General features: G+C 56.0%; 12 protein-coding genes. 1 reads left to right on the top strand and 11 read right to left on the bottom strand.

Going from position 1 to position 13,780, the window contains the following annotated elements:
• Positions 1–54: 54 nt before the first annotated feature.
• Positions 55–1,167 (top strand): S-(hydroxymethyl)glutathione dehydrogenase/class III alcohol dehydrogenase, encoded by a 1,113-nt coding sequence (locus K1718_RS07695; RefSeq protein WP_265683509.1) that lies wholly within the window; start codon positions 55–57, stop codon positions 1,165–1,167.
• Positions 1,168–1,370: 203 nt separating this feature from the next.
• Here K1718_RS07695 and K1718_RS07700 read toward each other — a convergent pair whose 3' ends face one another.
• From K1718_RS07700 to K1718_RS07750, 11 genes are all read right to left on the bottom strand, one after another.
• On the bottom strand, positions 1,371–1,760 hold the full coding sequence (locus tag K1718_RS07700) for a nuclear transport factor 2 family protein (RefSeq protein ID WP_265683510.1): 390 nt from the start codon (positions 1,758–1,760) through the stop codon (positions 1,371–1,373).
• Positions 1,761–1,973: 213 nt separating this feature from the next.
• A complete protein-coding gene (locus K1718_RS07705) occupies positions 1,974–3,884 on the bottom strand; it encodes a caspase family protein (protein ID WP_265683511.1) in 1,911 nt (636 codons plus the stop codon).
• Between the two features lie 205 nt (positions 3,885–4,089).
• Positions 4,090–5,256: a mandelate racemase/muconate lactonizing enzyme family protein gene (locus K1718_RS07710; RefSeq protein WP_265683512.1), complete on the bottom strand. Its 1,167-nt coding sequence runs from the start codon at positions 5,254–5,256 to the stop codon at positions 4,090–4,092.
• Positions 5,253–6,698: an aldehyde dehydrogenase family protein gene (locus tag K1718_RS07715; RefSeq protein WP_265683514.1), complete on the bottom strand. Its 1,446-nt coding sequence runs from the start codon at positions 6,696–6,698 to the stop codon at positions 5,253–5,255. Before K1718_RS07715 ends, K1718_RS07710 begins: the two co-directional genes overlap by 4 nt.
• Positions 6,699–6,706: 8 nt before the next feature.
• Positions 6,707–8,326, bottom strand: a complete 1,620-nt coding sequence (locus tag K1718_RS07720) for a GMC family oxidoreductase (protein WP_265683516.1) — start codon at positions 8,324–8,326, stop codon at positions 6,707–6,709.
• Positions 8,327–8,343: 17 nt separating this feature from the next.
• The gene (locus tag K1718_RS07725) at positions 8,344–8,793 is read right to left on the bottom strand and encodes a hypothetical protein (RefSeq protein ID WP_265683519.1); all 450 of its coding nucleotides are present in this window, start codon (positions 8,791–8,793) and stop codon (positions 8,344–8,346) included.
• A gap of 9 nt (positions 8,794–8,802) precedes the next feature.
• Complete coding sequence (locus K1718_RS07730; protein WP_152500384.1) at positions 8,803–10,026, bottom strand: sugar ABC transporter permease; 1,224 nt, start codon at positions 10,024–10,026, stop codon at positions 8,803–8,805.
• Positions 10,016–10,834 (bottom strand): ATP-binding cassette domain-containing protein, encoded by an 819-nt coding sequence (locus K1718_RS07735; protein WP_265683523.1) that lies wholly within the window; start codon positions 10,832–10,834, stop codon positions 10,016–10,018. Before K1718_RS07735 ends, K1718_RS07730 begins: the two co-directional genes overlap by 11 nt.
• A gap of 11 nt (positions 10,835–10,845) precedes the next feature.
• Positions 10,846–11,907 carry an ABC transporter substrate-binding protein gene (locus K1718_RS07740; RefSeq protein ID WP_152500386.1) on the bottom strand — a complete coding sequence of 354 codons (1,062 nt, stop codon included), beginning with the start codon at positions 11,905–11,907 and terminating at the stop codon, positions 10,846–10,848.
• Between the two features lie 183 nt (positions 11,908–12,090).
• A complete protein-coding gene (locus K1718_RS07745) occupies positions 12,091–12,834 on the bottom strand; it encodes a FadR/GntR family transcriptional regulator (protein WP_265683524.1) in 744 nt (247 codons plus the stop codon).
• Between the two features lie 193 nt (positions 12,835–13,027).
• Positions 13,028–13,774 (bottom strand): maleate cis-trans isomerase family protein, encoded by a 747-nt coding sequence (locus tag K1718_RS07750; RefSeq protein ID WP_265683527.1) that lies wholly within the window; start codon positions 13,772–13,774, stop codon positions 13,028–13,030.
• Positions 13,775–13,780 lie beyond the last annotated feature (6 nt).

Here is a 13,780-nt window from a genome sequence, read left to right on the forward strand (position 1 = left end):
ATCAAATCATGAGACAAAAATTTCTCAATGCAAGCTAAATATCGGGAGGCAGAAATGCGAACACGTGCAGCCGTGGCTCTTGAAGCAGGCAAACCACTGGAGATTATGGAGGTTAACCTCGAAGGCCCAAGAGCCGGCGAGGTGCTGGTCGAGATCAAGGCCACTGGTTTGTGTCACACCGATGAGTTCACCCGTTCAGGCGATGATCCGGAAGGCATTTTTCCGGCAATCCTGGGACATGAAGGGGCAGGGGTCGTCATCGAGGTTGGTGATGGGGTGACCAGTCTTGAACCGGGAGACCACGTGATCCCGCTTTACACGCCCGAATGCCGGGAGTGCGAATACTGCCTCAACCCAAAGACCAATCTCTGCCAATCGATCAGAAGCACACAAGGCCAGGGATTGCTGCCCGACGGTTCGACCCGCTTTTCCATGCTCGATGGGACACCCATTCACCACTATATGGGTTGCTCAACCTTTGCCAATCATACGGTTGTTCCGGAAATCGCGCTTGCCAAGGTTCGCAAGGACGCTCCGTTCGACAAGATCTGTTACATCGGCTGCGGCGTGACGACGGGGATTGGCGCAGTGATCAACACGGCCAAAGTGGAGATCGGCTCTCGCGCGATTGTGTTTGGACTGGGCGGTATCGGCCTCAATGTCATTCAGGGCCTTCGCATGGCCGGTGCCGACCAGATCGTTGGTGTTGATCTCAATGACGGTAAAGCCACGATGGCGAAACGCTTCGGCATGACAGACTTTGTGAACCCGTCAAAGGTCGAGGGGGATATTGTTGCGCATCTGGTGGAACTGACCAGGGGTGGCGCGGACTACACGTTCGACGCGACCGGCAATGTGAAGGTGATGCGCGCTGCACTGGAGGCGGCTCACAAGGGGTGGGGTGAAAGCATCATCATCGGTGTTGCCCCTGCCGGCGCAGAAATCTCGACGCGCCCCTTCCAACTCGTGACCGGGCGGGTTTGGCGCGGGACAGCGTTTGGGGGTGCTTCGGGCCGGACAGACGTGCCGAAGATTGTCGATTGGTACATGGACGGCAAGATCGAAATCGACCCGATGATCACGCACAAACTGCCACTGGAAGAAATCAATCATGGGTTCGACCTGATGCACGAAGGAAAATCAATTCGCGCGGTTGTCGAGTTCTAATCAGCAGGCCGCCAGGCGCAAACTCAACGCCTTGGCAGGCTTTTGTCCAAGCCGCGTAAGCCGCAAAAATTGCGGACGCGGCCGGTGACTGGGTCGCATTTGGGTTTTACCCGGTTACAATGAACGGCGGAACACCCGGCAACAGTCGAGTTGAGGTTTCGTTTTTCGTTGCCTTCACTTGAGAATGCTAACCGTCGGAACAGCTATTTTGACAGAGCCGCCGCCGCAGTGTCGTGGTACTCGTGAAGTTCGACGACGCAGCCGTCCTTCACCGTCCAGAACAAGGCCAGCTCGGTCTCTCGCGAAACTCCGGTATGGCGACTGGTGATTGTGAGACTGATCTGTGTTGCAGCGCGTTCGCCTGAGACGATGATATCTGTCAGGCGATAGTCGTCGATACTCCAGTCTGACTGAATCCGGCCAATCGCTTCCCAGAATGCTGCCTTGCCCCCGCAATCTGCACAGTAAGGTGCAGTTTCCGCATTGGCATGGATGCGATAGTGAATGTCGTCATGCAACAGCGCGGATATGGCCTCGACATCCGCGCGGCTATACGACTGAATGGCGTTGCGAACGACCTCTTCGGTTGTCATGAGCGCTTCCCTCCGAACGATTAAACGACCATCAGCCAGACTTTCGGCAATCGTCGCCGCGCGATTGCGCCGTCTTTCATAGTTGGTTGTAGGAGAACATATTGCGCGCCTTGGTCAGACGAAGCAAGGTTTTCAACCTCACGTTTAGTGAGGGTAGGTGGCGGCCGCGACGGTCTCGCTCGAAAAGGTCCGGATATCCACTCGCTTCTCGGACTATTGGTTGGCGTATTGAAACACTGCCATCAGTGACCCTTTGCCGATGACACCATCGATCGCGCCGGAATAGACGCCTGCTTCCCTCAATCGGTTTTGGACTTCTTTTCTGAAGCTTGCAGGGTAGGTTTTGTTCTTTTCAGGATCAACAAACCAGAATTCAGCCTCGATTTGTCCGCCTTCACGGATGGCCTTCATCGTCCAGTCGACGGCGGTCGCAGTTGTCTCGCTTTCAAATGTTCCGTCGAGATAGAACTCGGCAAGAGAACGCATTGCCAGCTGGTCTCCTTGCGCCGCAGCTTTCATAAGGAGGGACTGCGCGAACTCGGGATTTTTGTCGCCGCCCTGACCTGTTGCGAGCAAATCCGCCAGGTTGATCATCGCCAGTGTTTGATCGGCATTGGTGTCGGCAAGCGCGACTTGAAACCAATACCGGGCACGAAAGTGATCCTGGCGAACGCCTTCACCGTGCTTGTAGGCGGTGGCAACTGAAAAGGCCGCACTGGCGTTGCCGCCTTCTGCAGCTTGCCGAAACCACTCGAATGACACCGCGTCGTCGTATTCGACCTGACGATCTTCAAGATAGATATGCCCGAGCATTTCCATCGCGTGGGTATTGCCGAGAACAGCTGCCTTTTCCAAAAGGCGCATGGTTTCACCCGCGCGCCATTCAACCCCTTTGCCAAGGTCATAGGCGACTGCAAGTTCAACCATGGCATCGGTATTGCCAAGTTCGGCGGACTGCCGGAATTGCTTGGCGGCCGCCGTCTCGTTGCCAGAACGATCAAGCGCACGACCGTAAATCAGTTTGAGAATATCTGAATTTGGAAACTGTGCGACAGCGCCGGAACACGCATTTACCGTTATCGACGGTTCGCCGTCATATCCATCTTCTTCGCGCTGCAAACAGTTCTGGACATGCCTTGCTTGGGAGTTCCGGGCTTCCCTGTTTTCGCGCTCTGAAAGTTCAATTTTGCTTTCCGGTGCGGCTTTGATGAGCGCCAATGCTTGTTTGGTGAATTCACCATTGGGATAGCGCTTCAGATATACCCTTATCAGGTCTGGATCATCGGCGTCTTTGACGGCATCCCAAAGCGCGGTTTCTTTGGCGGCAGATGTAAGCGCCCGATTTCCCTGATAGTTGAAGGAAAAGTCGCCTGTCAGCGACGAGTTGCTCCAGGGAACCTGCGCGTTCTGAGTTGCATCCATCACGCGCTTTCTCACGCGTCTCATCATCCGCGCGACATCTAGGTTCGGCGTCGAAATATGATGCAAAAGCGCTTCTGAAAAAGGGCTGTTCAAACCCGCACCATCTCTCGCAACGCTTCCCGGCTCCGTTGAAAAGGCAACCAGTGTGTCAGAGCCGGCTTCCAGTGGAGCCAAGCCCAGGTCAGTTTCAACAATCTGAGCGTCTACGGAGCGGTTTGCGCCGGGCATGAACCGGTTGTCTCGGCATGCATCAACCAACACAATCTTTGTTTTGGTCCGCTGGTCCATTTCCTTCAGGACCAAATTCAAGGCAACGAGTTCAGAGTCTATCGCATTGGCTGTCTCGAGCTCCACATCCGTTGGTAGAAGGTAATTCTGTCCGGAAATCTGCATTCCATGCCCGGCATAAAAGAACAGGCCAACGTCCGACCCCTTGAGCGCGTTAGAGAAGCGTTTGAGCGTCAACAGGAAGTCCTGATGAGTGAGATCCTGCCCATAAATCACTTCAAATCCGAGTTCGCTCAGGACAGCGCCGATATTCGTGGCATCCCGGACAGGGTTGGGCAGCTTGCCGACCGATGAATAATTCGAATTCCCGACTACCAGTGCAACGCGTTGTGCCGAGTTTGCTTGCGAAATCAAAAATACGCAGAGCAAAGAAGAAAGGATGACGGTTTTAAGAAAAACAAAAACGGAATGCATTGATGCTGCCCAGCCGACATGAAATTTAGCAGGTTGGCACCTTATCACAGCATGCTTTTCCGGGCATCAAGCGGGTGTCGACAGTCATTCTCGACAGTGGAGAGTTTGCCTTCGTCGACTGGAACGTGGTTGGTCGCTTCAGATCGGCCGGTGCCGCTGCCTCCCCAACTATCTGGCTTTTTGGCCTGACATTGAGACGATACGTTCAGTCGACTTCATATTTGGCAATGAAGCCGCGGTCCGGTTCCACGCCGAGGCCTGGGCGATCAGGGATCGTCACAAATCCACCATTCTCATAGACTTCTTCCTGGATATGCAGGGGCTCGACGAGCAACGCATCCCGGAACTTGTTGTCGGTTGTGTCGAACTCGAGCATCGGTTCCCATGGGTTCAGACCTCCCGGGAGTGGCGGCATTGCGGCCAGGAGCTGGAGATTGACGGCGACGGCGATGGCCGAACCCCAGACATGGTTTATAACCGGCGTGAAATGGGCGTGGCAAAGGGTTAGAACGCGCAGATATTCGCTGACACCGCCCATCGCGCACACTTCCGGCTGAGCAATGTCCAATCCCCGGTTTTCCAGGATCTGGCGCCAGCCCCATCGGTTGAATTCAGCTTCACCACCAGAGATGTTGACCTTCAATCCGGCTCGCAGTTCCCTGTAGCCGTCGAGGTCCTCGGGTGCGACAGGCTCCTCGAACCAGTAGGCCCCCAAGTCATCCAGGGCTCTGCCGACATAAAACGCGTCGGACGTCGTGTAGCAGTGGTTGGCATCGACCATGAATTTGCCGCGACCATCGACCCCTTTGGCAACGGCCTCGCAAAGCCGAACGTCTTCTTTCGGACCCAGACCGGATTTCATCTTTGCCGCGACAAATCCCTTGTCCATGATCTCAGCTGCTTCGGCCCTGAAACGTGCCACGTGCTCATCGACGCTCTCCCGCTTGAGCATCATGCCATAGCCATAGACCTGGACCTGCCTTCGATGAGCCCCCCCGATCAGTTTGTGCAATGGAAGTCCTGCCACTTTGCCGGCGATATCCCAAAGGGCGATGTCAACACCGGAGAGCGCTTGAAGGGGCATGCCCTTCTGGCCGTGATCCCGCAAAAGATTATAGACCTTGTGCCAGATGACATCCCGATCCAGCGCATCGTCGCCGAGGATCATCGGTTGAATGACCTTTTCAACGATCCCCTTGTTTGCAAGGGCGACATTGCCCGGTCCGAAACACTCGCCCCAACCGGTAATGCCGGCATCCGTTTCCACTTCAACGAGGTGCGCACTTCGCTTGGCATAAAACTGTTGGGAGTAACCGAGTTCTTCCGGCAAATCGTATTGCAGAACGTGACTGGTGACGCGGGTGATTTTCATGCCGCACCTCTCTCAAGCGCGCGAGTGACGCGTTTCAAGACGAGGTAGTCATTCAGCGCCAAAGCTGAGCAGTCATGGCCGATGCCCGATTGGCCGATACCGCCATGTGGCAGGTCGATGTCGTATTTCACACCATTGATCTGGATTTCGCCGTAGCGCAAACCAGCGGCATACCGTTCCGCCTTTGCCAGATCTCGTGTGAAGATATAGGCCGTCAGACCGCCATCGTCGCAGTCGTTTGCGTTTTCCAAGAGGTCGTCTTCGCCTTGAAACGGGATCAGACTTACGATCGGTCCGAAAGTCTCCTGTCGATAGACATCCATGGTTTCGCGCACATTTGCCAGCACAGTTGGGGCCAGGAAATGGCCTCGGTTCAGCCCTGCCGGCCGGTCACCACCGGCAAGAAGGTCCGCACCGTCCAACACCGCATCGTCGATGAGTTTCTTGATCCGTTTCCAGGCCCTCGCGTTGACGAGAGGGCCTGTTGTGATATCGGCATTCCGGTCCCAACCTGTTGTGGCCTTTTGAGCCCGTTCAACAACCTTTGCCGTGAATTCTTCAAGTATGGGCGCTTCGACAAACACCCTGTTCGGAGAAACGCATATCTGTCCGGCATTGCTGAATTTGACTCCGCAAACGATGTCCGCTGCCGTTTCCAGGTCCGCATCGGCGAACACAAGGACAGGTGCATTTCCGCCAAGTTCCATGGAATACCGTTTGATCGTCGTTGCGCCGGTTCGCATGATGTGGCGCCCGGTTGCGGTCGAGCCGATCAACGTTATGACAGCCGGGATTGGCGATGCTGACAAGGTATCGGCGGCTTCATAGCTGTCAGTTGCCAGGATTTGCACCACCCCGTCCGGAAGCCCAATTTTGGCGCAGAGTTCACCAACTGCATATGCGGATATCGGTGTGTCGTTTGAGGGGCGGATGATGATTGGGCATCCGGCCGCCATCGCCGGGCCGATCTTGAAAGCAAGATTGAGCAGCGGAAAGTTCCAGGCAAGAAACGCGACTGCAACGCCGGCAGCTTCGTGAACCATCGTGTGCGTGTGAGTGCCTGTACGATCCGCAAGGCCGAAGTCGTGAAAACGGGCAATTTCCTCGGCATAGAACTGGAGAGAGTTCTTGAGGCTCTCGAAGTCTTCCTCGGTGCTCGCCCATGGCTTTCCAAGCTCATGGTGGATGCAGGTTCTCAGATAGTCCTCATGCCGTATGACTTCATCGCGCAGCTTTGTCATCCATTGCTGGCGTTCGAAGATGGATGTCCTTGACCATGAAGGAAAAGCGTTGCGAGCGTGTTCGAGGGCGCACCGCACATCTTCACAGCCCGCGGCGGCCACGATGGTGACCGTCTCTTCCGTCGCAGGATTGGCGACTTCAATACTGCCCTGACCATCAACCAGAGCACCACCCAGATACATTTTGCTCGGGAAATTCATTTGCAGCCTCAATCGAAAAGCGTTGCAATGTTGGTTTTGATCCGGTCGCCGATATAAAGCGCCAAAGCCTGGATCGTTGAGGTTGGATTGACCGCGCCAGCGGTCACGAAGATGGACCCGTCGACAATGAAGAGGTTCTTCACATCGTGGCTTCGGCCCCACGCGTTGACGACCGATCTACCCGGATCGTCTCCCATGCGGCACGTGCCCATCTGATGCCAGCCTGCGCGCCACCAGACGCTGTCATCACCCTTGGCCAGGATCTGTTTCGCTCCGGCGGCCAGGAGAAGTTCTTTTGCTTTCGCCTCGCCGTGGCGAAGCATTTTGCGAGTGTTGTCACCAAGCGTGTAGGTGATCTTCGGCGCGGGTATGCCGTCGCTGTCGGTCAGTTCCGGATCAAGGCTGACACAATTTGCTTCTTCGGGAAGATCTTCGGAAACAACAGTCAAACCCGCCAGATAGGGATAGACATTGTCCATGATCTCCCTGTGTTCAGCACCCCAGGGGATCGGGTTGTCGATCCCATAGCCTCCAAGCGCGAATGTCATCGGGGTCGTTGAGCGGCCTGAGTGCAATCCATAACCACGAACGAAATCGCGTTCTGGATCCGTTTCGTAGAACTCCTGCGACAGGATCGAACAGGCCATCGGACCTTCGTGCCCACGCATGGGTTCATCGAAGACACCGGCTACACCTGTCAGTGGATGAAACATCAGGTTCTTGCCAACCAGACCGGACCTGTTGGCCACTCCTTCAGGAAAGAGTTTCGACTTTGAATTCAACAGTAGTCGCGGCGTTCCAACACCATTGCAGGCGACGACGACCAACTCCGCTTTCTGCTCATGCAGCTTGCCTTCCGCATCGTGATAAAGAACTCCCGTTGCAAAGCCGGTCTCCTGATCGATTACGATCTCGCGGACACGGGAATTGGTTCTGAGTTCGACGCCTGCATTTTCCAGTATCGGCCAATAAGTGAAGTTGGTGCCGCCTTTGGCCCCTGCAGCGCAGCCCAGATCGCACGTTCCGGCATTCACGCATTTTTGCCGGCCATCCCTGTCCTTGCTCAGGATGGCGACGTCCGAGGGCCACCAGTGCCAGCCCAGTTTGTTGAAGCCTTTCGCGAGGGTCTGACCGAGACGTCCGATCGGTATCGGTGGGAGTGGCGGGGAATAGTCTGGATATCCCGGATTGCCACCCAGCCCCGAGACGCCCGTGTTCTCATCGTTCAAATTGTAAAACGGCTCGAGAGTGGCGTAGTCCACCGGCCAATCTTCCGCGACGCCGTCCAAAGTTCGTGTTCTGAAGTCCGATGGTTTCATCCTCGGCCAGTGGCCTAGAAAATTGATGGTCGATCCACCGACGCCATTCCAGTTCACAGGTGTGATGCAGCTGTCATCTGAATTTATCGGATAGTCCTGCTTCAGTTTCCTGACATTCGGATCGCATGAAAATGCGCCATAGCGGGCAAGCTCATAGTCTTCCCTACGGCTCGGAAAATCCTTGTCCTGCAAATGATCGCCTTGTTCCAGGCAAAGGATGCGCATCCTGGTTTCCAGAAGGGACCAGGCGATTGCAGCGCCCGAGGCTCCGGCACCGATTATCAGGACGTCGACAGGTTCGTTGGTCATCTTGCCTTTCCAGAGCCTCAAGTCAGCCGGTAGGCGGTGCCGCGGGCACGTACCGGGGTTGTCAATTCATCCATCAGAGCGTCGCTTTCCGGTTCCACGGGATATCCATCCGGGTGCACCGGGTGAGCGCCGACACCAAGCATCGGGCGAATATCCGCCCGGCTGTAATAGGCGGTGTATGTGAGGCGAACGAGTTCGGTGAAGTCGGCCGGGTAGGCTGCTTCAACCTCCTTGAGAACATCAACCCGCAGGTCCGATGAGAGGTTTTGGAAGTCGGGCGATTTCAGTGAGATTGCCTCCAGGAGCCGGGTCACTGCTCCTGGAGACCGGTTTGAATAGGCAGTTGCCGTGAGGACACCATCGGCAACTGCCTTCACACCGGCAGACGGCATGCGCCGTGCACCGCCGGCCGGAATGATTTCGTCGAGAACTTTCAGGAGGAGCGTCTGAGTTTCTGCGGTCGACATTGGCACCTCCTATCGCTGTCCGTTGCCTGCCGGGCGTGACAGCGCGTCAATCGCCACGGCAAGAAGAAGAATGGCGCCCGAGAACATCAATTTGTCTGCTGCACTCGCTCCAGATAGGTCCAGACCATTGCCCAAAGACCCGATAACAAGTGCGCCAAGGATTGCGTTCCAGACAGAACCGCGACCGCCAAACAGAGACGTGCCGCCGATGACTGCCGCACCAATGCTTTCCAGTAAAAGGGAACCGCCGGCGAAAGCGGTATAAGACACGGACCCGTAGCGGGATGCTCCGAATATGCCGCCGATTGCAGCCAGAAGGCCAACAATCCCGAAGGCTGCTACCCGGATGCGCTTGACATTCATGCCAACGCGCCGCGCGCTTTCGGCATTGCCGCCGACAGCGAAGATCGATCTGCCGAAGGGTGTCGAAGTCGTGACCCAGCCGACGATTGCGGTGACACCTGTCAGCAGAACGATCAGGAGTGGAACCGATCGATAGGCGTTCATCGTCAGGACCGCTGCAAAGACAATAATCGCAAAGAACGCGACCTGCCCCCAAAGCGTGGTGGCGGTGTCGAGTTCAAGGCCTCGAAGTTTGCGCTCTGCCTGACGGCGCAAAGCCAGCGCGGCGATTGCAACGACAAGGAGGGTTGCGAGTAGGAGGCCCCAAATATCTGGAACCAGGATGCGAGCGATGGCCCGAACGAAAGGGTCGCCTATGTTGAGGTTTCCCGTCGGCAGGATTTTCTGCATCAGACCCTGGTAGCCAAGCAAACCGGCTAGCGTGACAACAAAGGAGGGTATGCCGACATATGCGATCAGTAACCCTTGTGCTGCCCCCATAACGATGCCAACGGCCATGACAATCAGGCAAGCTGCCCATCCCGGGATACCGGCGAGCACGAGGACGCCAAGAAGGGCGGCACAAACACCCGCCGTGGCTGCTGCGGAGAGGTCGATCTCTCCCAAAAGCAGAACAACGGTTATTCCGACGGCCAGTGTCGCGATCACCGCTGACTGCATGAACAGATTGTATATGTTGCGCGGTGAGAGAAAGATGAAACGGATACTGGTTGCATCCTGATCACCCCAGAATTCCCATATGGGAAGTGCTATCCCGAAATAGAGCCAGATTGCTGCCAAGGCGAGAAGCACTGGCACGAACGAACCGAGGCGCGTCTCGCGCAGCCGTCGCAACCGTTCAACCGGTGAAAATGAAGAGTTAGGCTGCATTATTCGCCCCGTTGTCCAATCCGGCAGTCATGGCAACGACGATTTCGTCGGCTGTGGTCTCGGATGTTTTCCAGGTTGCGACATTGGCTCCGTGGCGCAGAACGCAGATCCGGTCGGAAACTTCGAAAATGTCGCGCATATTGTGAGAGATGTAGACAACGGCATGGTCGGTGTCGCGCAGCCGCTTGACGACATCCAGAACCTGTCGGGTCTGTGCAACACCCAGAGCCGCAGTCGGTTCGTCCAGCATCACGACACTGCACTCCGCGCCGACGGCCCTGGCAATGGCAATCGCCTGGCGTTGTCCGCCCGAAAGGCCACCGACTTTGGCACGCACGGATTTGAGCGTTCGTACCTGAAGCCGGTCTATGGCGGCTTGGGCGCGAACTTCCATCTCAAGATCATCGAGGGGGCGCAAGATGCGCGGTAGAAACTGCCAGCCGGATTTCACCGGTTCAGCTCCAAGCGAGAGATTGGCCGCGACATCAAGGTTCTCGCAAAGGGCCAGATCCTGATAAACAATCTGAATGCCAAGTGCGCCGGCATCATGAGGATTGCTGATCACGACCGGCTTTTCGTCGATGAAGAAATCACCTTCGTCTGACGTGAGCGCCCCGGCCAGAATTTTCATGAGCGTCGACTTGCCGGCGCCATTGTCGCCGACAAGTGCCATGACCTCACCGCGCGCAACCTCGAAGTCGACGCCTTTGAGTGCGTGAACACCACCAAAGCGTTTTTCGATGCCCGCAACGCGCAAGTGCGGTGGCGGGGCCGTCGGCCCCACCTGCTTGTTGTTTTCCAAAGACATGGATTGCCCGGTTACTTGCAGAAATCGGTTGCCGCGGCTTCGCCCTGGCAGACCATTTCCTTTGTGATCGATGGGTCGTTTTCGATGACGTAGGCAACGCCCTCAGCGCCAATGGCGGAATAGGAGCCAACTGGAACATAGGCGACTTCGGCCCCTACGCCATTCTTGACCTTTTGCGGAGCCAGATCGGCAAAGTCCTCACCCTTGATGAGCCTCACAGTCACCTTGGCCGCTGCGTTTGCCATATCGGCAAGCGGACGCCAGCCACATTGAGTCTGCTTGCCGAGAAGCATCAGCTGTTGGGCCTGAACCGTGCAATCCAGCCCGGAAACCGGCATCGTTCCGGCCATGCCCTGTTCTTCCAGTGCCGCAATGGCAGCGCCGGCGTTGCCATCATTTGACGAGACAACACCCTGAACATTATTGTTGAGCTGGGTCAGGGCCTGATCCATAGAGCGCCTGGCAATTGCCGGGTCCCAACCCTGTGTCCAATTTTCATACCCCATGATGCGCTTGCCACTGTCAAACAGGGGGGTAAGAGCGCGCAATTGTCCATTGTGAATGACCGCAGCATTCGGATCCGTCGGAGAGCCCTTGAGCAGAACCAGGGTGTCGCCGTCCTTGGTGTTTTCAATGACGTGACTGGCCTGATCGAAACCCATTCCCTCCAAGTCCGCCTGCACCCAGAAAGAGGTGTTCGCCGAATTGATCATTCGGTCATAGGCGATTGTTGGCACGTCTTCTTCCGCAGCCATATCCGCGATGACCGCGGAGCTTTCACCGTCGATGGGAATGACGACAAGCACTTTTGCCCCTTGCGTGAGCGCTTGTTCGGCCTGGCGTTGTTGTACGGACGTGTCGTTGTTGGCGTTGAAGACTTCCACCCGAACGTCCGGGGCGATTTCCTTCATTGTCGATACGAAAGCTGCCGCATCCTGCTGTTCCCAGCGTGGATTTACATTCTCTGGCAACAGCAAGGCAACCATGTCCTCCGCGGCGGCTGCCCCGGCTCCCAAAAGTGTGGCCAATGCCGTGCCTGTTATCAATAAGCCTTTCATAGTGCTTGGAAACATCCTATCCTCCTCGTCGATGTTTCAGCGCTTTCAGCGCCGGATCTTCTGGTGGAATTCCTTCGATTAAGCGATCGATCCGGCGGGACGAGTATGGTTCCAAACAAGCTCGAACCGCCGGCCACTAGCCTGACCACCAACAGGCGTGAAGTTCTGCAACTGCCCCTCCAGGCAGGCGAGTGTTTCCTATTTTCCGCTGGCCCCTGACATGATGTGAGCAAGGCGCTCGCGAGTGTCCTCCAGATGTTCTTTCATGGCAGCTTCTGCCGCTGCAGCGTCTTGCGCTTCGATTGCGGCGAGCACTTTTTGATGAAGGGGGACGGAACGCTTGTTGTCCCTTGGGTCGGCATTAGTCAGTCGGATTGAGCTTAAAAGCGCAGAAAAGATCACACCTTCCATTGCCATCAGGACTTCATTGTTTGCCGCACGAAGCACAGCACGGTGAAACAGGGCGTCCGCCACCACGTAATCCTGGATCTCCGAAGCGCTTTCCATCTTTTGTTGCGCAGCACGGATTTCATCGATTTGAACCTTGGTCGCTGATTTTGCCGCCCAGGCCGCCGCACTCGGTTCGAAAACCTGACGCACATCGAGCAGCTGATTTAAGAAGCTGGGTCTTGGCTCAACGCTGAGATGCCACGCCAGGACATCATCATCCAAAAGGTTCCAGCTGGCGCGCCGCCGGACGCGTGTGCCGCTGCCGCGCTTAACCTCCAGAAGCCCCTTTGCAACCAAAAGTTTGACCGCTTCGCGAACCACAGACTTTGAAACGCCAAACCGCTCGCAAAGCTTGTTCTCGTCGTCGATCAGGTCGCCCTCACGAACGACACCTCCGACGATGCGCCTGCCTAATTCGCGGCAAACCTGCGTCGAAAGCGACGGAACAACACCAGCGGTGTCTTTGAGATCATAGTAGAGCAATTCAGACATGAGATGATATTAAACATCTGATGTTTTGATTGTCCAGATGTTTTTGTGCATGATCGTGAGAATCATGCGGGACTTGCAAACAACTCTGCAATTTGCGCCATGACCTTGAAGGCGAAGAGGGAGCCGGGTGACCAAGACGATTGTTGCCGATCCCAAGCCAAACTGTGCGTGCCAGATGCGAAGGTCATCAAAATCAGTGTTGGCCGAATAAGGTGCCAAAATCGGGTCGCGGGTCATTGATGTTTGCGAGCCGCAGCATGTGCCATGCCAGTGCCTGATTGCTGCTCATGATGGGCACGCTGATCGCGTGTTCAATTTTCTTGAGTATATTCAAAGTTCTGAGGTTTGTGCATGAAACGACGATTGCATCGCAAGGAGCTTTCGCGGCGATCCGCTTGGCTGCGTGAATGATCGACTGCTCACTGATCCGCGCAACGACCCTGTCATTGCCTTCCTCAAAGGATCCGAATCCCGCAATTTCAAAACCGGCATCAATCAGTTTCAAACGCATGCGCTCAGATACGTCCGGCACATAGGGTGTTATGAAACCGAGCCTTTCTGCACCGAGCTCTCGTCCTGCGGCAATAACAGCGGCTAAAGGGTCAGAAACCAGGGCGTTGGGATAGACCGTTTGAATGGCACGGGCAACGTTCTGCGAGCCGATCACCGTTGAGGCCGAAGTGCATCCATACCCGATCACATCGAAATCAAGCGATTGCGGCAAGAGGCCTGCCGAATACGGCAGATCTCTCTCCATTTTGGCAAGCGTGTCGGCACGAACGTCGGACACCATTGGAATGCGGCTGTGATAAAGCGCGACACCGTCGAGTGCCATGAGCCTGGAAAATTCTGGCTCCAGCGTTTCGTCGGTCGCAAGAACGATCACGCCCATCGTTGCCCGCGTTCCGATCCCTGCATCCGTGTCGAATTCCAGTTTCATAAGGTC

The organism is Roseibium porphyridii (assembly GCF_026191725.2).
GTDB classification, from domain to species: domain Bacteria; phylum Pseudomonadota; class Alphaproteobacteria; order Rhizobiales; family Stappiaceae; genus Roseibium; species Roseibium porphyridii.